A 22,829-nucleotide genomic window follows, 5' to 3' on the forward strand; every position below is an offset into this window, starting at 1 on the left:
TTGGTATGTATAATGATACTGATTGAACAATGGCAATAATTGGATTGACTCTAGGAGAGATTTGATGACAGACATGGTTGTGTTTGGTGAAGACTTAGGCGGTTTGCCCTCCTCGACTCAACACTTAATAAGACATTTAGCGAAGTGTCATCGCATTCTTTGGGTCAATTCCATTGGCCTGAGGCAACCGAAGTTCACACCGAAAGATGTCAAACGTCTGTTACATAAACTGAAACATTCAATCACGAAACAAAAAGCCAGAGAAAAAACACCGTTTAGCCACCAAGAAGAGACAGGTATTAACACGATCACCTTACTTACAATACCCGCTCCAGGCAGCAAATGGACGCGGAAAGTCGCCACTCAAATGATGAAGCATCAACTTAGTAAGAAACTGAACGAAATTGGCTTTCGTCACGCTATCTTTTGGACATCTTTACCCACAGCGGTGGATATTTGCAAGCAAATGAACGCGAGAGGCATCGTCTACTATTGTGGCGATGATTTTGGTGCCTTAGCGGGCGTAGACCACCGAGTCGTACTAGAACATGAAATTGATCTTGTTGATTGCGCTGACCTTATTCTGGTCGCCAATGAAGAGCTCGCTGATGACTTCCCTCAAGAAAAAACGGTCACCATATCTCACGGCGTAGATTTCAGCTTATTCTCAGAACCAGTAGTGATAGCGAAAGATATGCCAAACAAAGGGCAAAAAGTACTGGGCTTTTACGGCAGTTTGTCGGAGTGGTTGGATTATCAGCTTATTGAACAGGTGGCCGATCAAGCACCCGATTGGACTCTTGTTTTTATCGGTCCAAACGAGTTTCATTATAATCCTCTACCGAAACGAAGTAATATTCACTATTTAGGGACAAGACTACATCAAGATTTACCAAGATATTCGCAACATTGGGATGCCAGTTGGCTGCCCTTTATCGACAACCCACAAATTCGAGCCTGTAATCCGCTTAAACTCTTGGAATACCTTGCGACAGGGACGCCCGTGATCAGTACCCCTTTTCCAGCACTTAAACCCTATCAACACATGTTGCATGTTGTGATGAATGTTGACGACGTCTGTGCGAGTCTGAATCATTTGCTCCCTCCCCCTGAGGGTTCACTCACGCTAATACAGCAACAGGGTTGGGAATCGAAAGCACATCAGGTCGATCGACTAGTGAGGGCGCTATGAATGACTTAAGAGATAATCTCACCCTTTTACTACACGGAGCATGGCGACGCCGTCACTTAATCATCACCCCTATGCTTGTCCTACCAATTTTGGGCTTTTTGGTCAGTAAAGCCATGCCAACCAAATACGAGGCGCACACAAGCATGCTGATCCAAGAAACGGCCAAAATGAACCCATTTCTTGAAGACCTCGCTGTTTCAACCATGTTGAAGGACCGACTGAGCGCCTTGAGCACTCTGCTCAAAAGCCGTCATGTGTTATATTCCGTCGCCAAAGAGCAAGGCCTAGTAAAAGACACAATGGACGCTAACGAGCAAGAATTCATCATTAAAGATCTTGCTGATCGATTGACGGTTGAGCAGCTCGGAAAAGACTTTATTCAAATCAAACTTACGAGTAGCCAATCTGAAGGTATGGAAGAAATGCTGAGCTCGGTCAGCAATCATTTTGTTGAGCAACTTTTGGCACCTGAGCGATCCTCTATAAAAGATTCAAGCCACTTTTTGACCATTCATATTGATAAGCGTCGTGAAGATCTGAACAAAGCGGTACAAGCTTTTGCTGAGTACAAAAATGTCTACTCTCATGCCACACCTGAGATGCAGGCACAGAGCTTGACACGTCTCGCCAGCTTAAAACAAACACTCGCCGAGAAAGAGGCGGAGTTAGCGGGCGTTAAACGAAGCCTTGGCAGCCTTGATCAACAACTTTCAAGGACCAATCCGGTGATCGGGAAGATCGAAGAACAAATAATCGACATACGCAGTAAACTCACTTTGTTGCGGTCGAAATACACAGAAGCGCACAGTTCAGTCCAAGGCAAGCTACGCGAGTTAAATCGCCTAGAGTATGAGCGTTCGGTGCTGCTCAACTCGAATCAGCCAACAATGAACAGTGACCAGCTCTGGGACATTGCAAGTACAGCAACAGTGAGCAAGATTGGCAGTGCCCAACCACTGCTTGTCTCTCAGCTTCACCAATTGCAAATTATGCGTGGCCGTTACGAGTCTTTGGAAGAAGAGACATCAAGCCTAAGAAACATGATCCAAGAGTTAGAAAATAATGCAAATCGCTTCGGCAGCACAGCAACAGAAATCACACGGCTTGCTCGTGATGTTACGGTAAAGCGTGAGCTGTACGAAGCGCTCGTCCAACGTTATGAAATGGCTCAATTAACAGGGGCTCTGGGCGTTTTTGAAGAGAACAAACGCGTTAAAGTCATCGATGAGCCTTACACACCAAGCTTACCTTCCAACTTGCCCACGTTCATCTTTGTGATTTTAGGCTTTATTGGTGGTACTGGTTTAGGAATTGGTTTTGCTACCATTGCCGAGCTAGCGGATAATTCAGTTCGATCTCGAAAAGCACTTGAGAAACACCTTGGCGCTCCAGTAATAACAACCATCCCTACAATTAAATTCTAACGTTAACGCTTAACTTTCACTCGAGACGAGACTTTATTTAGTCGGTTTTGTGTTAACCCACGCTATCATCTCGCCCCATTTCTATTAATTTTGAATCTCAAATTAGGAATCGAGTTTTCTAATTTCGAACTTTCATAAAAAACACGGTTAAGCAATTGTTTATAAAGTACTTAATTTCTGGCACGCCCCCTGCAGAGTTCAATCCAACTGTCTGTGTAGGATTTTGGAATGGCAAACTCAGATACTCAACAATATCCGGCGACCAGTAACGTAATCATCCACGTCGTACAACATCTTGCGCCGGGTGGTCTAGAGACATTGGTGCTTGAAATGCTTCGATTTGCGAAACCAGAAGACTCGGTTTACGTGATTAGCTTAGAAGGTAAAAAGGCCACCGCACTTGGCAATTGGGAAAAATTGACAACTTTTGAGTCTCAACTCCACTTTTTAAATAAACCCTCTGGTCTTAGTCTGGCTACAATTCGTGCACTAGGCGACAAGTTGAAAATATTAAATGCCAACATCGTCCACACTCATCATATCGGACCGCTGTTTTACGGGGGTATTGCTGCACGGCTCAGTGGCATCAAAACGCTGATTCATACTGAACACGATGCATGGCACTTAAACAATAAACGAGCAGCACGATTACAATCCACCCTGCTCAGTGTGCTACGACCGCAAGTGGCAGCGGATGCCAATTTTGTCGCAGAACAACTTATCGATAAGTTAGGCTATAAAAGTGTCGAGACTATTCACAATGGCATAGATTGCGAAAAGTTTACTGATGGCGACCAAAATACTGCAAGAACGTTTTTCTCTCTCCCGAAAGATAAGTTCATCATTGGCACCGCTGGGCGGTTAGAGGCAGTGAAAGGCCAAGAGGTTTTACTCGAAGCCTTCTCTCACCTGCCCAATCATACGCATCTTGCCATCGCGGGTTGCGGTAGCCAAAAGGCACGACTTGAGGCGAAAGCACAATATCTTGGTATTCGAGAGAGAGTTACGTTTCTTGGGTTGATTGAAGACATGCCAAGTTTTTATCAGAGTCTCGATTTATTCTGCTTACCATCACTACAAGAGGGATTTCCCCTATGCACACTAGAAGCACAAGCCTGCGGTGTACCCTGTATAGCGAGTGATGTTGGTGCAGTAAAGGAAACTCTATCTCCGCAAATCGGGACCCTTGTACCACCAAACCAAGTGCCAATGCTGACTGATGCTCTATTGCAGCAACTGTCCTGCTCACCTTGCTCTCCTAGGGAGTATATTCTCCAGCACTTTGATATCCAAACTATGGTTAATCGCTATGCGACGCTAGCTAGAGGAAGTAACTTATGACTGATCTACTATGGGTAACAGGCTTTATTTTTTCAGCGTTACTCATCATCTACCATCATGTTGGTTATCCGTTGGTTTTAAACTGGCTTTCTGCGCGTCACAAACAGCTTGCCACATTAAAAATTACTAGGCGAGAACGTTGTTACAAATCCACCGATAGTGACCGCACCCTCCCTACGATGACGGTGATCGTTACAGCATACAACGAAGAACAGTGGATAGCAGAAAAGATACGCAACCTAGCGAGCCTAGATTACCCCAGAGACAAGCTGACGATCATTATCGCCTGTGACGGTTGCTCTGATAGCACCGCAGAGATCGCGCAAAATACGATTCAAGAGGCAATTTGCGCAGATACCCTGTTTATTATTCACGACCACAAAACAAACCGTGGAAAAGTGAGTTTAATTAACTCTGAAATGTCAAGCGTCACCTCTGAAATCACGGCCTTGAGTGATGTTTCCGCCCTCGTTTCTTGTGACTCGCTCCTACTCGCCAGTTCGCATTATCAAAACGAACAAGTCGGTGTGGTCAATGCTACCTACCAAATCATGTCAACCCAAAATCAAGGCGAAGCGGCGTACTGGCGTTACCAAACCAATGTGAAATTGAAAGAGTCCCTGATCGGTGCAACTATTGGCGCTCATGGCGCTTTCTACACCTTTCGAACCCGTCTGTTCGCGCCACTAGAGCCTGAGATCATTAACGATGATTTTATTTTACCAATGCGAATTGTACTCCAGGGCTATGCATCCATTTATGAGCCAAAGATGCAAGCTATTGAGTTAGAGGAAAGTTCTGAGCGTTCTGACTTCAAACGTCGTTTACGAATTTCAGCAGGTAATATGCAGCAATTCTTGAAATTGAAAAGGCTGCTACTACCACGTTATCGTGGCACTGCATTTACATTTTTGTCGGGGAAGGTGCTTCGTCTCGCTACGCCTTACTTAATGATAATTTGCCTAGTAAGTTCGCTATTGCTTATAGAACACAAAGCGTTCCTCGTTTTATTTGCCGCACAACTGATATTCTACCTAATGGCGTTTATCTCTTATTTAATACCTGCATTCAAAGTATTTAAGTCATTCAAGTTGATTCACTACATAGTCGTTGGCCACATAGCTAATTTTGTTGGTGGGCTTCTTTACCTACTAGGCATAGAAAAAGATCGCTGGAAGCACTCTAGTCCATAAGGAAAACACAATGAAAATTTCACGCTACGACTCAAACATTCACTGTGCAAAGCGCGCTTTTGATGTGGTTTTCTCTCTACTCATTTTACTCACCACATTGCCGCTGATACCCATGATTGCACTGGTCATTGTGATCAATTCGAAAGGCCCGGTGATTTACCGTCAACTCCGAGTTGGTCGTTGTACACCTGAGAGGATGGACTTGTTTGAAATCATGAAATTCCGCACCATGTACATTGATGCTGAGCAGCGTTCAGGCGCAACATGGGCCTGCGAGAATGATCCTAGAATCACATCGGTTGGCCGTTTTCTGCGCAAGACTCGTTTAGATGAACTACCTCAACTTATCAATGTTCTGAAGGGCGAAATGTCATTGATTGGCCCTCGCCCAGAGCGCCCAGCCTTTTATCAAAAGCTGGAAAACGAAATCCCTTACTTTGTCGAACGCACATACGGTGTATTACCGGGGATCACAGGCCTGGCGCAGGTTAACCAAGGTTATGATTCTTGCATCGAAGACGTTCGTCGCAAAGTGGGCTATGACCACAGTTACGCGTTGAGTTTAAGTTCTTTCAACTCTTGGATTTCGATGGACCTTTCTATAATGAGCAAAACGCTGGTCGTCATGTTCGATGGTCGTGGTCAGTAAACCCATCAAGGTAGAGCTGTGGATAGAAAGCAAGCATTAAACTAGATCTTACTCCTGCCACTGGCGGCGCATGTTTTCAATCGTCGCGAGTGGTACATCATGTACACTTTGATACTCGCATCGACATACCCTCACTTCAACCTCAATGCCATTCATCCGGCAGAATTCTGCGTACTGCGTCATCTCCCAATGGCGTACAAACGTATTGCTGACAATCACCGACTTTCCCCTCCTCAGCCACATACAGGTTTGCTGAAAACACCATTCATGCGCTTTGGCTAATTTTGTGCCATCAAAAACGTATTCACCACTTTCATTTTCAAAGTACATATCAGCCTCAAAATGTTTTGCTTTGAGCTGTTTGGATAATTTTTTAGCAAGCGTCGTCTTGCCAGAGCCGGGTAAACCACGAATTAGAAAAAGTTTAACGTTGGACATAGTGAGAGTTTTGCAATGAAAGACCCACAAACTGTACGCAATTTTTATGAAAAATACAGCCAAAACGAGCTGAAGTGGCATTCAATCCTCACTCAAGCACGCAAATAATCGTTAGTTTTCGTATCCTGTTTTCGCAGTTTAGAAGTCTCACAGTGTAAAAGCTGTACCTATCAAAGAAGGAGGCTTGCTGCCTCCCTCCATATCTTTTCACGAATTAGACATCAATGTGTCTAATATCGGTGACCCGCGTCTTGCCCTGACGACACTCGTCTACCCAACAAACGTGCGATAGCAAGGTAAATCGCAATCATCAACATCACGTTTGCCACAAAAATTAACGTGCCTTTACCTAGTACAGTGCTCAATTTCGATTTGGAAAGTAGAATCCAAGGTGTTCCATCTATTCGAGCAAACTCAACGTATGATAGTTCCAGTGGATAGCGGTAAGTAAAGAAACCTCCTCTATTTTCTTCCGTTAGCGCTTTTAAGTTCTCCTCGCGGTCGAACAGTTTTTCATAACCATAATTGAACAAGTTGATGCCAATATATTGTTCATCACCAGAGTGTCCGATAACGTTGAGGTCCTCATCTAAAAGGACATTAAAGATGCTATCCCCTCCCTCAACATCAAGTGCTTTTTGAATCTCTGAGAAATGGATAGATGCAGAGATTGTACCTTGTAAATCTCCGCGAGCATCAAACATTGGACTGCACATTACATACACCATTTGCCCGTTAGACACATCCGTTAAAACATTGCTCATGACTGTTTTTTTGGTGCGAATAACTTGATGAAAGTACTTTTGGTTGGCAATAGAGTGAACTTTGTCATGATGAGTACTCACCATTCTACCCACACCATTACTGAACCCTATGCCAGCAAGAGCAAACGCTTGTTTGTAAGGTGTTGCTCTTTTTGCTCTCTCATGTAGGGAGATGGTGGATTCAGTAAAATGTTGATCAGTGCTCATTGCTCGCAATAAACCCCGGTAACCATCAATAATGGTATCAAGTTTGATCTCAGCAGATCTAATGTGATGTTTGGAAAGATATTGAACTTCACCCACTTTCTGATGAGCCCAAAAAATAAAATTGGTAAAAAGTACAGTAAGGAATGCCAGGACTGCGCACCGTAATATCACCGACTGAAAGCTTTTGGATACGTTCATGATTTAGTCATTGTAAGGAATGTCGTTTGAATTTTTTCATTAGGGTAAAAATACTCATTATTTGCGACCTTTCACTTATAAACGTTTAAGCATCTCAGGTTACCTGGATATAGATTTAACCGCAGAAATTTGATAATTATACCCACACCTACATACGTAAACAGTCTTTTTTCTCCTTTTTCGACAAAATATTTTTCTCAAACAATTAATGACTTTTATTTATAAATATTATTTTTCGGGTGTAATTACTTCCACAAACGTAAATAGCAATCGACATGGTATTTCTTTTATTTATTTCTATACTGACTTTTTTCTTTTTTTCTGCTTTCCAGACGAGCTTTAGTTTTCTTATCTCGACGCTTTAATGCTCGGAAAAACTTTGACTCTTCATGATACCAGCCGATAACACTAATGGGGAACCCTACTAGCATCATGATAAAAACGTCGGCGATAAATTGCTCAGTCACATCTCTGATCGTATGCAGCTCTCCAAAAACGAACAAGCCGATAACTTTGCCAACCAACAATGCGCAGCAAATCATAAAGAAAGACTTCATGATGTAATGCCATTTACCTTTCTTGCGTTCCTCTCGCCAATACACATACTTGTGCTCACGGTTGTACATTTCACCCTCCGAATGAGTGACACTGTCACACCTTATAAATAGGACGGCAGAACGAGACAGCAGACTCGCACTACTATAATAATAGTGCGATTAGAAAGAGTTGCTTGTTGAACTAATGATAACTATCTTGAAAACGCCGCTACGTGCCTTAGGTGAGGCGTCTTTGAGCTAGCTAACTAAATGGACCAGCGACAACGGCTAATTAGAGTGCTGAGTATTGTGCAAACAAATGTATCCTTAATCACACCTTCACTGAGAAAGCTTTTTAATTTGCAACCCCATAAAGATGAAACTAATGCCTTCAATCAACAGCGAGATCCCCACAAATGTCCCCAATAGCGAAGTTGAAAACGTAGGATCATCGAGCGACATAAAGAAGTAGCCACCGATCAACACCGAAATCACACCACTCAATACAATTAAATTACTACTGGGTAGACTGCGGTTACTGAGACCAAAGAAGACACGAGTGAGACCATTTAAGATCATCACGATAACCATCAACATGGTAATCGTGACCAGACCAGCAAGTGGCTTGAAAAGGATAAACAAACCACCCACGATATACAGTACGGCACTGAACACGTACCAAAGCTTTTCTTTCCATAAATTGATTGAAAAGGAGTGGTAAGCCTGAACCAGACCACTGAACAATAGAACAGCCCCCACAATCGTTGATATCGTTACACCTGCAAATACCGGCAAGCTAATCGCTCCAATGCCCAATAATGCGACAATAACGCCAACGATAACAAAGTATTTCCAGCCTTTGGACAAAAATGTGGCCTGTTGCGATTGATTTGAATTTTCCATTGGTTGCCCCTTCAATTAAATGTGATCTGCCTAAACAGTCTAGATTAAATATTGAAAGTTCACTGACTTGGTAGAAATACATATGTCTTTTACATAAATGCATGTTAAACCCACATTATCTCTTCAGATTTACGCTACTTTTGAATAGTGCGCTTCAAGATTGCGGGATTAAGCCATTGAAAATAGTATGGTGGAAGAATGTTTAGACCCTTTTCTGACACTGGTTACCTGACTTTTCTATAGATGTTGCCACTCCTTCCATGCGGCCAATTATTTGAGGATGACATTTTGCTCGATCATCATATTCGTACCTTCATTTCTGAAAAGCTCAGCTCAGTGGGTATCAACAGCGATCCATATGGTCTTGAACTCATGATCGTATTTATTCTAGCAAGCCTTACTGCGGCAATACTCAGCTATTTGATTGTTCATCACCTGATTGTTCGAACAGCCCATAATATTCTGCAGAAAGCCAACAAACCACTCGCTGAGAGTTTGGCAAAATACGACGTATTGGAAAAACTTTCACTGCTCGTCCCAATCATGGTGCTTGATGTTTTCATCCCTCTTGCAGTCGGTCACTATGATTGGTTGGCAGCTATCTTAGATAGAACTTTAAGTATTTCAATTTTGATCATTTTTGTGTGGATGACGTTCGCTCTTCTTGACGCACTGAATGACATTGCGACCTTCAAAGGCATCACAAGAAAAATGCCGATAAAAAGCTTCGTTCAACTGATTAAGCTATTCACCTTTTTCGTTGGCGTTGTCGTGTCGATGTCAATTCTCGCCAACGAATCACCAATACTCTTCTTATCGGGTTTAGGTGTCGCGACTGGTTTCGTGATGCTGGTGTTTAAGGATACGATATTAGGCTTCGTTGCTGGCATTCAGCTTTCCGCCAATCGAATGATCAGTTTAAACGATTGGATTCAAATGGACTCATACGGTGCGAATGGTACAGTTGAAGAAATCTCACTAACAACAGTGAAAGTGCGAAATTTTGACAACACAGTCAGTATGCTGCCTGCGTATGCTCTGGTACAAAATGCGTTTATCAACTGGCAAGGCATGTCAGATTCAGGTGGTCGCCGCATTAAACGTTCAGTAAACGTCGATGTCACCTCGATTCGTTTCTTATCTGATGAAGAAGTTGAAAAACTAAAAAGTGTTCGAATTCTGCGTCAATACATTTATGAAAAAACGCGTGATATCAATACATACAATGAAAAGGTGAGCGACGCCCCAGCATTGGCCAACCTTCGCCACATGACAAATTTGGGTATGTTTCGGGCTTATATCAACGCTTATCTAAGAGCGAACAAAGACATACACCCATACATGCTGATTATGGTTAGACAACTCGAACCAACATCAGAAGGTATTCCATTGCAAGTCTACGCATTTACCAATAATACGGACTGGGTCTATTACGAAGGCGTGCAAGCAGACTTGTTTGATCACATTTATTCAATCATGCCACTCTTCGACTTACGACCGTATCAAAAGCTTACAAGCAATGATGTCTCTCATATCGTACAGGAACGGGCAAAATCAGCTTGAAAAATATAATCATGGATAATAGATGCCACCCTGAATGCAAAAAAGGGGCGCTATATTTGAAAGCGCCCTCTTCTATCGTTCTTAAACCGTCTATGACGTAATTACATTACCGACATAGATTGTTCGAAGCGCCGACTTTTCGCCATACTTCCCCTGCACTGCTGGTTCCGGGCTCATTACCGGCTGTCCACCACTGGTTTTCCCATTCACTCCCTTTCCAAGAAACGCGGTGGCATGGTGTTGCATATATTTCTTTTGCAGCCCATTCAGGACTCGATTGAATAATCTCCACTTTTTGCGTAATCGCTACTTCCGCTGAGTCCGACAGTTCTCCATCGCTAACAGCTAAAGCAAATCGATATGTCACTTCATTGGTATTATCAACAAACCGTACCTTGGTGTTTGCTTCTTTAGGCGTCTCAATAAACGCAAGTGGGGATTGAGGAGAAACCTGTTGCCATTGATACACTAAACCATCACCGTTTGAGTCAAAAGATTTTTCACCAGTCAGCATTACCGTGCCCGAGCCTGTCAATTCACCTTGGGAGAGAAAAACAATAGCGTTAGGCGCCTGATTTACCTCATCTTTCGACTCTACCATAATCACCTTTTCTTCGGTATTCGGAGCAAAAGAGCCGCTGCTCACCGGTGATGCCCATTGCCCGATAGTATTACTTAGATACAGTCTGTAATCTTTAGCTGTGCCATTCACATTACCATCTTGTCTCGGTAGGTATTCAACACGGGACAGCGTAACATTTTGACCTAGATCGATGATAATTTCGTGTGGTGCTTTGCCGATAGGAGATTGACTCCAACTAGAATGCCAAAACGTGTCTGGATCACCATCAATTACATTGCTTGCCGGGCGCGAATACAGAGTTTCTTGGCTGGAAAACGAGACAATGCTCATGTCTTCTGGGGATAATGGGAGACCAGTTTGGTCAACAAAAGTCAGCTCTGCCGCAGAAGCAAAGACCTGTCCTTTAATCTCCGAGTCAATAACAAAGCGAACATAACGGTAACTGTTTTTCGGCTCAGGTTTAGAATCATCTCCAACGTTCAACTGCCACTGACGCTTACTGATGAGGCGCTGACTTGGGTCACGAATCACTTTTTCTGTCGCATCTCTCACAAGTACCTTTAGGACATGGCTTCCAGAATCAAGTAAGTCTGGATTAAGCGTTATTGCACTTTGCTTGCCTTCTGTAAGAATTTCTCCATTTAACGACCATTGAATACTCACTCTATCATCTGGAATTGGGGTTGAAACGTGAAAAACTTGTTCACTCTCCAATCCGATGGTACTTGATGACGGTGAAACCGACGTTATAGGGTTGATTGTTTCATACATTTTAAGGATCAAGGCTTCAGTATTCACCGAGCCAAATTCAAGGTTTTTACCTAAATTACGCATCAAGGAATTATCAGTCGGGCGATATTTACCATTCGCGCAGTACTGTGCGCCTTCGTACACACCAACCTCTTGATCGTGTCCCATCCAATGTGACCACTTAACATTGCTTGTTAGCATCGAGACGTTTTTTTCAGGAGGCTCACTATTAAGATTACAGCTCCCATAGCTGTATTCATCAGCAAGCTTACCGAAGGTATGACCTACTTCATGTAAAGCAAGTCCAACCGCACTACTGTGTGTCGACATGGTAGCAACATTTGCGTAACCCGCTCCGCCGTATTTTTCAGTATTGGAAACTACGAGGAAAATCTCGGTTGCTGATTCAGGAAGTACAGACTTTGCTTCATTCAATGAACTAAAACGATCATCAAGCAACAATAACCTGCTTGAACTGACTGAGAAATAACTTTTAAAAGCACTACCGGCTAGTGGAGAGCCAATGCCAATACCCGATTGCTGGCTGGGCTTTTCTACTAACCATACGTTGAAGTAGTCTCGATAATCGCTATAAGGTGACTTAGAAAAAAAACCGTCGGTGATCTGCATCGCATCGTGACGGAATTTGTCCATCTCACCCGCCGTATAACCATCCCCCAATAACACCAAATCGATTTTTTCACTTGGAGAGCCGTTATCAATAAATTTATAGGAAGAAGTGGACATACTGCGTGTTCGAGGCGAAACCATGCGCTTTGAATGTAACATTTGCAATTCAATAACATCCCCAGTCTGGTTCAGGCTATAAAATCTAACAGAATTACCTTTATCTAAAGTCACTTGCTGAGCATGGTCTAAACTTACCGTTCCTTGTTCAAACCATTTTTCATGGGCTGCGACAAACTCGCCCGTTTGCTCTTCAAATTCCTCAAACTGTAAATATAAAGGACTTTCAACATATAATAACCCAACACGTTGTTGATCTTTATTGAGAACTTCAATCGCGATGCGCGATGATGTTTCTAGTCCCAGTTCCTCAGCGGTATAAGTTAATTTTGATGCATCATTCATCACTTGTACCTGAAACTCTTTCTCGATATGAGTATCGGCTAACACAAGTTTAGGGACAACACTGATAAAAGACAGCGCAACAGCAAGTATTTTCAGTTTTGGTTTAATCATAATTTCACTATTTACTTATATTTACCTAAATCAAAGGTACAACGTGGCCTTGCCTAAGAGATATTCACCTTGGCAATCAAAAATCATATATTCCAAGAATAATTTCAGCATGTTTCAAGAAAATAATTTGTTTTCATCAATCGAGAGTAAGGAAGAATATAATTCAAAATTATTCTCAATAAATACCGATAATGAAACAAAAAACAAATTAAGTTGAACTCTAATGCAGATCTTACTAATTTATAGTTGTCTAATTAATAAATATAATTTCATTCTTCATTGGAACTTAATCGAACACAAGCATTCCCATTAAAAAATAATTACTAGGCGGCGTACTCCATATCAAAAATCTGTATGTATATTTACCCAAATAATTACACAAATAAATTAATTAATAATAAGTATTAAACTAACGTCTAATTTTAGATAAGATCAGATTTGTACTACAGTACAAAGGTTTGCATTCAACTGATAAAAGTGAAATGAAAATTGTATTAACCTAGAAATATGAAATCGGGTAAGTGCCTAAAATCACTCAAACCTTAAGAAAAGGAAGTGTCACTCACTATGATGAATAACCCACTAATCTGACGTTAAGTATCATTACCCTCGAACCTGATCAGGACTCTGTGGTAAGCATCACAGCTAATCAACTTATAATTTCGGTTGGAGAAACGCTTGAGGATAAGGATAAATTTTCTGTAAAATATTTGTCTTACAATCAAATATTCAGGTTAACTTATTGAAGATTAAAACAAATTTCAATTACTGCTTTAGCGATGGGAATAAAATTTTTTCTACGGGGATATGGCTGTAGAAGGAAGCGCCCTAGGCAATAGTAAAGCATTAAAAGCTTGAACACCGTAAATATGCTAGAAAAAATTAGTTTATTGACGAAATAAATTTCAATATCAGGTGGGCACTACATTAAACCTTCCTCAGGTATCGGAATTACTACGACTTTAAAAAGATTAAAATTTGTATGACTTTGAGAGTATAAACTGCAGATCAACAGGTGTATGAAAGCGTGCAGGGATCAATAAATACAACGAAAAAACGAACTACGAACTCATAATTGGTAAGCTTCGTAATCTCTCTCGTTTAGGTAGATTTAAAACTGCTCATAAGTCTATACAAGCCGAGATCTTTAGTTATACCTATCCATGAACTTAAATTAATCTGTTAACGTAAAAACTGTTAGCTACAAGCTCACACATACATCCTAAAATGAAGAGTGAATTCTTCTCGAAGTATATATTTAAGATATTGAAGCATCAGAAGTGTTTACCTCATTATTCACCACTTTTTTACGGTTGTAACGGTGCTCTGCAAGTACGCCTCTTTCCACCTTATAACGCAATCCATATTTTCCAATGCATCCACGCTGTCTTGAGCGAGTCAAATCCGATAAATCAGATGCGGTTCTTGCCTTATCAACGATCTGAACCCAATACGTTTCCATTTTATCTTTCATTACGGTTTCCCGCCCCTTACCTTACACTAGCCTCGCTAGAATTGTTGAAACTACGAGTATAATATTTACACATACAACAGAATATTTTTAACAAAACATATATAAGAATTAAAGCGATTTAATAAACAAAAGATCAATAATAATATTAATACTATAAATTGACATGCGTAATTATAAAAAAAGAATAAAATTAATTCGCATCAAATAGAATAAAAACCAGTTTATGAATAATTCAATGTTGCTCTGTCACAATATAAATACCTAAAGAGCTAAAGAAATACATTTAAATAACACTTCAATTCGAAAATAGAATGAAAGGTCTCTTGGTTCTATTTATTTCTATAAAATCGTTAATTCTTCCCCATTAAGGAGACTGTTTGACAGTTGTCATGCCTTCACACTTGACGTGCTATCTACTCATTCAATTTGAAAGCAAACCTAAGGTACCATCTAGTATTACCGGAACCTTGATAACCCCAAGTTTTGGATCTGCAGAGATAGTTTTGAAAAAATAAGTGTTATTCTGTAAATGTTTCAATTTGGCAACAAACAAGGTTTGATGCTCTCTTAAGAACAAGCCGAACTCGGGTTTCTGTTCACTCTCATATTTTTTTGAGTTAAGTTTAAACGCATATAGTGTGTTAAAAATTGAGGCGTAATAGCCCGTGCTGATCACTTTAGACTTTGTCGCAGAATGGCTGTATGCGATGAACCTTCCTCGTGAACCAACGACATGAATCCGCCTATCTGGCAACTCCCCTTTAATATCAAAGTCGCTTGTCATAGCATTAAGCCAGGGAAGAGACAGCACGACGATATTGATAAAAAGTAAAGCTATTAGACGCTTAATAATACTCGCTCTTACCACCAACTTAGCCGCCCCTTCACAATGATATCGTTTATATCAACTTTGCTTTTAGCCCCTTTTAGGATGCCCGATAATTTATTGTTTTCCTTATCTAACTTTATCAACGACACACCTGTCGAATGCATAGCTAGGTCAGTATTTATGGCCTTGACAGCGAATTCTGTTTCTAGCCCTTCTCGATAATTAACATCTAAGCCTATGAAATATATTAAATTTCCAATAAAAAAGTATATGCCAGAGTTGGTTTTATATGGAATGCCATCAAGTAAACTTATCGCTTCATAAATGCCTGACTTAGCTGTTACTATGACCTCGATGTTTCTTTCGCCATAGTGAGCATGCGCTGAAAAGTAAGAACCGAGAGAACGCAGCAAAAGACAACAAAAAGAAAGGGCCATAAGAAGAAAAATAATGATGGCAACTTTTCTAGGCTTAACCATAAAACTCTCCAAAGCATTCAAAGCACTCGAATGCTTCTCTATAAAACGAAAAGAAAACTATAGCGACAAACAACAAACCAATTAAAACCGAAGGCGTGATAGGTATAAAGTTATATAGCCTTAGTAAACGAACATAGGTTAGTGATTGTTTGGTTTCCGCTTCCAAAATATTCGAATCCAAGTGACTAAAAGTCTCTTTCTCAACTGTTTGCTTGGCTAGCTCCTCTTGTTGCACACTACCGCTACAATGCTGAACTGCAATTCTGTTTGCGTTAATAAAAACATATCCTTCACCTGGAAGGTTATTGATTTCGAAACCTAGCTGTAAACTGTCCAACTTTTTTCTAAGCTTCATGATGGCTACAGCCAATGAATTATCGCCGACAACACGCCCTGGCCAACCTTTTTCTATTAGCGTCTGTTTATCCAACATCTCGCCGTGTGAATCACAGAATGCAATAAATAAATTATATTCACTTCGATTCAGTTCTAGTAGTTTATTACTCTTGCCAGATTCACCATCGATTAGATCGATAGTTCTTCTAACATCATCAATCGCAATACACTTATGCATCTGAGATCTCACGTCATTTCAAGAAAATTAAGTTAACAAACAACCCAATTTGATCACCTGCAAACCCAATCATTTTTACATAAAAAAACCTAAAGAACCTAAAAAGGACTGGTCAAACCTGTTAAATGGCAGTTAAAAGGCATAAAAAGTACTGATATCAGATTTAAGACACTTTAACTTCACAAAATTTGATATCGGTCCAATAATCTGACCATCTTCTTGAGGCAACACTTAATTGATATGTGCAGCTCGACGAGAAGACAAACAAGTAAATTAACAATCAACATGTAAAAACAAGGTATTTCATAATATGAAATTTAAAGCATTGGTTTTAGCAAGTTCAATAGGATTAAGTCTATTTTCTGCCGCTTCGTTTGCTGGTGATCCAGACATAGCTACAGCGACTGTACTGTGGAAAGGTGTAGTTGGGGGCATAATCAATGGCCAACAAATAAAAATCACCGGTGCTAATGGTGGTGCTATTGATAACGGAACTTTAACTGTCAATTCAGACGGTACATTCACATCAAGTGCTGTTGATTTAGAAGCTCACGAAGTGACTCCTGGTTCGAACCTTACCCTTACAAATACAGACTGGACGCTAGTGAAGTCTTCGGTGTACGTAGATGGTCAAGCAGCTAATGAGGCTAAGTTGGTAGTAAAAGACCTTCTTCAAACTCAAGAGCTTACCGTTGATAAAGCTATCACAGGTTCAAGCCTTAGACTTACTGTAGAAAACGATGCAGCAATCACTGCAGTTACTCTTGACAACCAAGTCGAAGTTGCAGTGACAGTGCAAGCTAGTCTAACAGTCTAAAGACAGAGCTAAGAGGGGGAAATGTGAAGATTTCGAATCTGATAAAAGCTTCAATGACACTCATTGTTTGTTTTAATGCCGAGTCAAGAGAAATAAACACTTTCGACCTGCTCAGCAAAATTGATAAAAATAACTTTATTAATTATCAAATTACAAGTTTTTCATTTTCCCCCTCCGATTTAATCATAATACCTAATGATGACAAAACATCTTTTAAGGATGTAACGACTAAATTATTGATATCGACTGATATCCCTAAGAACGATGCATCAATAAATCTGCGTTTATCTCTTACAGATAACGATACTACATGTGTGGATGACAATGGTGCGAATATAAGTTTACATCAGCCTTTTGTTAATATGTATATCGATGATCAGCACTTAGCGATTAACACTTACCTGTCTGTCACTTTCAATACCACTTCTGATGACGGCTCTAAAGGGGGTGAGTATCAGGTAAAACTTTCTTTTGGAAACATTCCTAACGGTGCAAATAACTGCTCTGGTAGTCTATCTATGTCATCGGAATTATCTCTATGAACAGCTCTAAATTACTTCGAAATATCGCCATCGGTACCCTAACCTTACCAATCAATGTATTAGCTACTACTGTACCAGAGGGTTTTGAAAGCTTTTATCAGCAACAACTGCGCGATGTCGATGTGAAAGGAGCTGATGGCAAATTTTTTAGCATACCTATGCTTGTCACTTATGATTCAGTGCAAATTATAAACGATGATGCCTCTGATAAACTCATGAAGAAGCTTGTCGATTCTGGCCTGAAGAATGATGAGGCTAAAAAAATACTAATTGCTCTAAAAAACAATAAGCCAAATAGTGTCGATTGTGTCGGTGACTTGGATTTATGCGTATTGGAACCGAAAAGCTTTGAAAGCTTTTATGACTATCATACCAATAAGCTATATTTATACTTAAACAAGGACATGATAGTTAACAAATCACGATCAGTTAAATCTAAAGCATATGCAGCAACGCACAACGAACACATAGGTTTGATCAATAGCTCTAATCTTTACGCTTCATCCGAGCTTGATAATGAAATCAATCTGTCTTTGAGTGATCAACTCATCGCAGGTCTTCCATATGGCTCAATACATTTGGATTCATATCTCAGCAACGATAATGATTCCTCCGAGCTCAACTATGGCTATTATAACATTGAGCATGAAAACCTCAGGCTGACAGCGGGATACCATCAAGATAGGCAACGTTTAAACAGTACTTCATTTTTGTTAAATGGTACACAATATAATGATTTGAACGTGAACCTTGCATCAAGTAAAAACTTGAGTAACTCTGGCACACGCACAGAGCAAAACTTATATTTTTATTCCCCTTCCCCTGCCACGCTGAAAGTATATAAGCAGAATCGAGTAATCTTCCAAGATTCTATAGCAGCAGGGCAAGGACAATTAAGCTATTCAAAGCTACCAAATGGTGTTTATGATGTCCGAGTCGAAATTTCGGTTGGTGATCGTATTATTTCAAACGAGACACTAAGGGTTTATAACGCTACCTCAGATACTCTTAATACAGGCGAAGCCGACTACTCTGTAGCTTTAGGGCAATTTCAAAAAAGCTCAACAGAATTTGAGAACACAAATGCCAATAATATCGAAGGAAATACGTACGCACAGGGGCTTGTTGCATACAAATTATCTGACGCTCATACTGTCGCATTAGGATCAACAATAACAAGTGGTCATATTATGAACCAACTTGGCTTTAAAGGATACCTACCATTTGACAGTCATTATGAAATTGTACTGTCAACTGTTGACTTACAAACGTCTTATATCTCAAGTTACTTAAACTTAGGCCCTTTTGGCATTACATACGAAAACCTAACTAATGAAACAAAAAACGCGTTTTCGGAGTTTATTTATAGTCAGTCTAATAAAGAACAATTTAGCTTGTCTAGTAGCTATATTCTTGGTCAGTATATCCAAGGTTATAGCTCAATCAGCTATTATAATCAGGATTTATCGAACCAAAATGAGATTTCCAATTGGTACATTTCCTCTGGCTTAACTATGCCTTTTGTCATGGATTCGAATTTAGACTTTAACATAAGCATAAATAATGAAAGCTTTCTCTCCGATTTAGAGGAAGCAGACGTCACATTTGCAGTTAATTGGACCGTTCCTTTCTCAACATTATTAAATGGAAAGACTAGTATTAACTTTGATGGAGATGGTATTAGCCAATTCTCAAACGGCTTGGAAACCAGCGATCTAATAAGTGATAGAAACACCGACTTAAGAATGACATTAACTAACACTCAGTATAAAAACACGGACGATTCGAGTGTTAATAGCCTTACTGCTTATGGCTCACACCACGATCGTCATTATGACGCTAACGCTTTTGCAAATATCACAGATAACGACCAAACTTCATTCACTGCAAGTATCAGTAATACACAGGTCATTGGCAGAAATAGTATCAATTTTACCAGTGAGAAAGCTAATGCTTACGTAGCTATCGATACACAGGACAATATCCGTTTTGATGAGGATGAAGAGATTAACAAAGGCCTACTTATCATCAGTTCTGATGGCGAAATCGATAGCAAAGCTTATATTCAGGACCAGTCTGCCGTAAAACCACTAAAAGAGTACCGTACAACAAAGGTTGATTTAGACGCAGAAAGTGTCGCGCTGTACAACAGTGGTGATAAATCAGAACTCGCTTACACTCACCCAGGTAGCGTAGTTGAGTTAGAATCCAATGTGAGCAGAGTAATTAGCTTTGTGAGTAAATTCAAGGATATATTTGGTCAAGATATTGACGAGTTAGAATGTACAGGTCCAGGTTGTCTTGAGGTTTCTAACATTACAACTGGGATACATAAAATAGATGTTCAGGAAGGGGTTCGCTTCTCTCTTTCTAGTAAAGGACAACAATGTTATCTGCCTCCAATCGAAGATGCAAAAAAACTCAACTTTGGCACCAACTATTGCCAGCCAGAGCTGTCACCAATGGAATCAATCGTCTTAGTAAAGAAAAATAGAGAGATAAACGTTATGTACATTGGTGGCTTTGACGATATTGCTTTGTTAAAACCTCAAATCGATTTAATCATAGGCCAAGATGCTGAGATGATAACAACAAAACTAGGACGTACAACATTCGTTTATCTTGCTAGCGAGAGTGACCTATTACTCACTCAACAACAATACCAGAGCATAGATAGCATAGCGCAATACGCGCGCTCAGAAGTAACACCTGAGCAAGATTTTGTTCTAAACCGACCTGTAGGAATTAAATAATGAAAAAACTCACCACTTTAGCGGCACTAGTATTTGCTAACTCAACGCTGGCGATGAATGTTGATACCATGCTTTTAGTAAGCGATGAGTATGGAAATGGTGTGTTTACTATATCCAATGAAAAAACGACACCTGAATTTATACAAACAAACATTGTTCAAGTAGAAATCCAAGACCATGAGATGGTGAGAACGCCTTATACCGAAGATAACTTTGATGATTGGAAAGTTACTCTTACTCATCCAAAAATGATTGTCGAGCCTGGTCGAGAAAAAAACGTAGGTGTCCGTTCCCTATGCGGAACCAAATGCGACTTTAGCAATGACCAATATTTTTTTGTAAGCTTTGAACCCTCACCCTATGACCCTGAAGGCAAAAGCTCCTCGAAAGTAAGTATTAACTTTGGCTATCGCCCTTTATTTGTTATACCGGCCAACAAGCAAAAAATAGATTACTCAATTAGAGTAAAAAATGGCGAATTAGTTGTGGAAAATAAAGGAAACACCTTTATTAAAGCGCACATAGACCAATGTAATGATAAGGTTAACTCCGAGTGCCAGATGACTGCCATCTCACTCGCTGGCCGAAAGCGAAGCTACAATTTACCTAAAAATATCGACGTGAAAAATCTAATGGTCGAGGTTGTCAATCATGACGAAAGCTATAGAAAGAAAGTTTATATTGACGAGGAAAAATAATGAGATGCCTAATAATTATTTCCCTTATCTTTACCTCAATCTCGAGTTATGCCGAAGCTCTAAAAATACGGATTGAGGGTAAGAACGTTTATTTAGACAACGCCTTAAGTCTAGGTGACTCATATTACACACTTTCCCAGTGGATCGTTGCCGAGAACTTAGCACCAACCAAAAAATTTATTCCTGGTATGATGCCACAGCCTGCAGGCGAGAAGTTTGTGAAATTGAATGGCCCATCTGTATTACCTGTTAAAATACCCCTTGCTGCTACAGGAAGACAATATAACCTTGGATCAAATAAAAAAACTATTGAAGATAATAGTTTAGCTCTCATTACTTGCGAACAGTCACATCATACTGGCAACTTGATCCAACTAAATGATAACAAAGTGACAAACTGTATTACTAACTTTACTGTCAAGAATGAAAATAAAGTAACACCATTTTATTTTCATCGCCCAATATTCGAAATAAATAAAAATGCTATTGTATCTGCGTTCGAAGGAAAGCCCGAAGGAACATATTATGGTTCAATTCGTGGGGACTTAATGTATTACTACGAATCTTTTGGTAATGCACTCACCTATCGTGTTGTTCCGTTAGTTGTAAGAATTGTTGTTGACTACAAGCCTAGTTCATTAGAGAGTATTAATTTTATTGGAAACGGTATTTTAGAACCAACATACGATACAAATAACAAAACTGTTTCAGCCGAAACAACTTATAATATTAATGCTATGGGGTATTTTACTTCCGGTCTTACAATGACATTGATAGAAGATGAATTTCTATTACGCGCAAAAAATGGAAACACAACCATTCCCTTATCAATAAAGTGTGAAGGTACAGGTTGTCAAGATATATATTGGGTGAAAAACGGAAAGAGTAATTTGATAAGTAATAAGACAGACTATACAGTTACATCGCCGACCAGTACGATTAATTTTTCGTTACTATTTAGCTATAAGGACATACGTTCCAAAGATGTTGAGAGCGATACATATGAAGGTCACGTTACTGTCATTTTTGAGGAACTTTTATAAGGTGATCGATAATTTTTAATAGAGTTAATAAGTAATTTACCTTCCCACATACGCGCATAACCAAGCGCGTTGTGAGGCAGGTTTTGTTGAATAATGTAGCCTACACTTTTTTCATAAATTTTTAACAGACCTAACACCACTAAGTTTGTTCACGATTTTATCATCGTGTACGTCTCTCCCTTAAAATATCGTTATTTTTTAAACTCAAGCAGACACCAAATGACTGTTAAGTTCTAGCATCACTGCTTTTTCAAAACACATACTAACCGAAGTGCTCTGACAACCCGCAGGCTCAAATACCTTGGTGCAGCTCACGAATATACTCTGATATCATGAGTGCCGTCTCCAGACGACCCGAAGGCACTATTGTGTGCTTACTTTAGTAAGTTCGAGGGAACTACTCCAAGGTTTTTTTCTCTAAAATCCTGATGCGGTTTGATTTACCAAGTGGGCTATCATCGGAAGCATCAAATTACATATTGGATAAGGAAAATACTTTGCCTTAACAGAAGACGGGCACGGGATTAGATGAGAAATTTAAAAAAAGGCCTTGCCGCGATGCGGGAAGGCCTCAAAGAAGGATTTAAAGGACGCTTCACTTGCGTAAGATTCTGTAAATGTAACTGATACATCATCGTCCAGTAGCAAATTCAATAGGTGCGATGCCTAAAACATT

General features: G+C 40.1%; 19 protein-coding genes and 1 pseudogene. 11 read left to right on the top strand and 9 right to left on the bottom strand.

Annotation, left to right across the window (positions count from 1 at the left end):
- Positions 1–64: 64 nt before the first annotated feature.
- The 5 genes from AND4_RS04125 (at position 65) to AND4_RS04145 (ending at position 5,799) form a co-directional block, all read left to right on the top strand.
- A complete protein-coding gene (locus tag AND4_RS04125) occupies positions 65–1,192 on the top strand; it encodes a glycosyltransferase (protein WP_009841648.1) in 1,128 nt (375 codons plus the stop codon).
- Positions 1,189–2,616 carry a GNVR domain-containing protein gene (locus tag AND4_RS04130; protein WP_009841649.1) on the top strand — a complete coding sequence of 476 codons (1,428 nt, stop codon included), beginning with the start codon at positions 1,189–1,191 and terminating at the stop codon, positions 2,614–2,616. The genes AND4_RS04125 and AND4_RS04130 overlap by 4 nt, the downstream gene beginning before the upstream one ends.
- Positions 2,617–2,844: 228 nt before the next feature.
- Entirely contained in the window at positions 2,845–3,957 is a 1,113-nt protein-coding gene (locus tag AND4_RS04135; protein WP_009841650.1) for a glycosyltransferase, read from the top strand.
- Positions 3,954–5,150, top strand: a complete 1,197-nt coding sequence (locus tag AND4_RS04140; RefSeq protein ID WP_009841651.1) for a glycosyltransferase family 2 protein — start codon at positions 3,954–3,956, stop codon at positions 5,148–5,150. The genes AND4_RS04135 and AND4_RS04140 overlap by 4 nt, the downstream gene beginning before the upstream one ends.
- A gap of 10 nt (positions 5,151–5,160) precedes the next feature.
- On the top strand, positions 5,161–5,799 hold the full coding sequence (locus tag AND4_RS04145; protein ID WP_009841652.1) for a sugar transferase: 639 nt from the start codon (positions 5,161–5,163) through the stop codon (positions 5,797–5,799).
- 48 nt (positions 5,800–5,847) lie between these two features.
- Here the strand turns inward: AND4_RS04145 and AND4_RS04150 are convergent, their stop codons facing one another.
- The 4 genes and pseudogenes from AND4_RS04150 to AND4_RS04165 form a co-directional block, all read right to left on the bottom strand.
- A complete protein-coding gene (locus AND4_RS04150; RefSeq protein WP_043991478.1) occupies positions 5,848–6,237 on the bottom strand; it encodes an ATP-binding protein in 390 nt (129 codons plus the stop codon).
- Positions 6,238–6,500: 263 nt separating this feature from the next.
- A pseudogene (locus AND4_RS19400) lies at positions 6,501–7,406 on the bottom strand (cache domain-containing protein); the annotation flags it as partial.
- A gap of 287 nt (positions 7,407–7,693) precedes the next feature.
- Positions 7,694–8,032, bottom strand: a complete 339-nt coding sequence (locus tag AND4_RS04160) for a hypothetical protein (protein WP_009841655.1) — start codon at positions 8,030–8,032, stop codon at positions 7,694–7,696.
- A 249-nt stretch (positions 8,033–8,281) separates the two neighbouring features.
- Complete coding sequence (locus tag AND4_RS04165; protein WP_009841656.1) at positions 8,282–8,845, bottom strand: DUF308 domain-containing protein; 564 nt, start codon at positions 8,843–8,845, stop codon at positions 8,282–8,284.
- A 288-nt stretch (positions 8,846–9,133) separates the two neighbouring features.
- On the opposite strand from AND4_RS04165, the gene AND4_RS04170 reads away from it, so the two are divergent.
- Positions 9,134–10,408 (top strand): mechanosensitive ion channel family protein, encoded by a 1,275-nt coding sequence (locus tag AND4_RS04170; RefSeq protein ID WP_043991448.1) that lies wholly within the window; start codon positions 9,134–9,136, stop codon positions 10,406–10,408.
- A 106-nt stretch (positions 10,409–10,514) separates the two neighbouring features.
- Here the strand turns inward: AND4_RS04170 and AND4_RS04175 are convergent, their stop codons facing one another.
- The 5 genes from AND4_RS04175 to AND4_RS04195 all read right to left on the bottom strand — a co-directional run bounded on the left by AND4_RS04175 (position 10,515) and on the right by AND4_RS04195 (position 16,300).
- Entirely contained in the window at positions 10,515–12,944 is a 2,430-nt protein-coding gene (locus AND4_RS04175; RefSeq protein WP_009841658.1) for a M64 family metallopeptidase, read from the bottom strand.
- A gap of 1,258 nt (positions 12,945–14,202) precedes the next feature.
- The gene (locus tag AND4_RS04180) at positions 14,203–14,406 is read right to left on the bottom strand and encodes a hypothetical protein (protein WP_043991480.1); all 204 of its coding nucleotides are present in this window, start codon (positions 14,404–14,406) and stop codon (positions 14,203–14,205) included.
- A gap of 433 nt (positions 14,407–14,839) precedes the next feature.
- Entirely contained in the window at positions 14,840–15,202 is a 363-nt protein-coding gene (locus AND4_RS04185) for a hypothetical protein (protein ID WP_241210240.1), read from the bottom strand.
- A 77-nt stretch (positions 15,203–15,279) separates the two neighbouring features.
- A complete protein-coding gene (locus AND4_RS04190) occupies positions 15,280–15,726 on the bottom strand; it encodes a hypothetical protein (RefSeq protein ID WP_009841661.1) in 447 nt (148 codons plus the stop codon).
- On the bottom strand, positions 15,719–16,300 hold the full coding sequence (locus AND4_RS04195) for a helix-turn-helix domain-containing protein (protein WP_009841662.1): 582 nt from the start codon (positions 16,298–16,300) through the stop codon (positions 15,719–15,721). The genes AND4_RS04190 and AND4_RS04195 overlap by 8 nt, the downstream gene beginning before the upstream one ends.
- A gap of 310 nt (positions 16,301–16,610) precedes the next feature.
- Between AND4_RS04195 and AND4_RS04200 the strand changes: the two genes are divergently transcribed.
- Genes AND4_RS04200 through AND4_RS04220 form a run of 5 tightly spaced genes read left to right on the top strand, consistent with a single transcriptional unit; the run spans position 16,611 to position 22,153 of the window.
- Positions 16,611–17,117, top strand: coding sequence for a hypothetical protein (locus AND4_RS04200; RefSeq protein ID WP_009841663.1), 507 nt, complete (start codon positions 16,611–16,613; stop codon positions 17,115–17,117).
- A gap of 23 nt (positions 17,118–17,140) precedes the next feature.
- Positions 17,141–17,659 carry a hypothetical protein gene (locus AND4_RS04205; RefSeq protein ID WP_009841664.1) on the top strand — a complete coding sequence of 173 codons (519 nt, stop codon included), beginning with the start codon at positions 17,141–17,143 and terminating at the stop codon, positions 17,657–17,659.
- Positions 17,656–20,412, top strand: coding sequence for a TcfC E-set like domain-containing protein (locus AND4_RS04210; protein WP_009841665.1), 2,757 nt, complete (start codon positions 17,656–17,658; stop codon positions 20,410–20,412). The genes AND4_RS04205 and AND4_RS04210 overlap by 4 nt, the downstream gene beginning before the upstream one ends.
- Positions 20,412–21,110, top strand: coding sequence for a hypothetical protein (locus AND4_RS04215; protein WP_009841666.1), 699 nt, complete (start codon positions 20,412–20,414; stop codon positions 21,108–21,110). Before AND4_RS04210 ends, AND4_RS04215 begins: the two co-directional genes overlap by 1 nt.
- A complete protein-coding gene (locus AND4_RS04220) occupies positions 21,110–22,153 on the top strand; it encodes a hypothetical protein (RefSeq protein WP_009841667.1) in 1,044 nt (347 codons plus the stop codon). Before AND4_RS04215 ends, AND4_RS04220 begins: the two co-directional genes overlap by 1 nt.
- Positions 22,154–22,829: the final 676 nt, after the last annotated feature.

Origin of the sequence: Vibrio sp. AND4, assembly GCF_000171815.1 — a bacterium.
Classification (GTDB): Bacteria; Pseudomonadota; Gammaproteobacteria; order Enterobacterales; family Vibrionaceae; genus Vibrio.

Bases quoted from the DNA above. Each gene is read 5' to 3' on its own strand.
- AND4_RS04175 (WP_009841658.1), bottom strand. From the start codon at position 12,944: ATGATTAAACCAAAACTGAAAATACTTGCTGTTGCGCTGTCTTTTATC.
- AND4_RS04125 (WP_009841648.1), top strand. From the start codon at position 65: ATGACAGACATGGTTGTGTTTGGTGAAGACTTAGGCGGTTTGCCCTCC.
- AND4_RS04160 (WP_009841655.1), bottom strand. From the start codon at position 8,032: ATGTACAACCGTGAGCACAAGTATGTGTATTGGCGAGAGGAACGCAAG.
- AND4_RS04210 (WP_009841665.1), top strand. From the start codon at position 17,656: ATGAACAGCTCTAAATTACTTCGAAATATCGCCATCGGTACCCTAACC.
- AND4_RS04140 (WP_009841651.1), top strand. From the start codon at position 3,954: ATGACTGATCTACTATGGGTAACAGGCTTTATTTTTTCAGCGTTACTC.
- AND4_RS04195 (WP_009841662.1), bottom strand. From the start codon at position 16,300: ATGCATAAGTGTATTGCGATTGATGATGTTAGAAGAACTATCGATCTA.
- AND4_RS04220 (WP_009841667.1), top strand. From the start codon at position 21,110: ATGAGATGCCTAATAATTATTTCCCTTATCTTTACCTCAATCTCGAGT.
- AND4_RS04135 (WP_009841650.1), top strand. From the start codon at position 2,845: ATGGCAAACTCAGATACTCAACAATATCCGGCGACCAGTAACGTAATC.
- AND4_RS04190 (WP_009841661.1), bottom strand. From the start codon at position 15,726: ATGGTTAAGCCTAGAAAAGTTGCCATCATTATTTTTCTTCTTATGGCC.
- AND4_RS04165 (WP_009841656.1), bottom strand. From the start codon at position 8,845: ATGGAAAATTCAAATCAATCGCAACAGGCCACATTTTTGTCCAAAGGC.
- AND4_RS04215 (WP_009841666.1), top strand. From the start codon at position 20,412: ATGAAAAAACTCACCACTTTAGCGGCACTAGTATTTGCTAACTCAACG.
- AND4_RS04180 (WP_043991480.1), bottom strand. From the start codon at position 14,406: ATGGAAACGTATTGGGTTCAGATCGTTGATAAGGCAAGAACCGCATCT.
- AND4_RS04185 (WP_241210240.1), bottom strand. From the start codon at position 15,202: ATGACAAGCGACTTTGATATTAAAGGGGAGTTGCCAGATAGGCGGATT.
- AND4_RS04150 (WP_043991478.1), bottom strand. From the start codon at position 6,237: ATGTCCAACGTTAAACTTTTTCTAATTCGTGGTTTACCCGGCTCTGGC.
- AND4_RS04130 (WP_009841649.1), top strand. From the start codon at position 1,189: ATGAATGACTTAAGAGATAATCTCACCCTTTTACTACACGGAGCATGG.
- AND4_RS04145 (WP_009841652.1), top strand. From the start codon at position 5,161: ATGAAAATTTCACGCTACGACTCAAACATTCACTGTGCAAAGCGCGCT.
- AND4_RS04200 (WP_009841663.1), top strand. From the start codon at position 16,611: ATGAAATTTAAAGCATTGGTTTTAGCAAGTTCAATAGGATTAAGTCTA.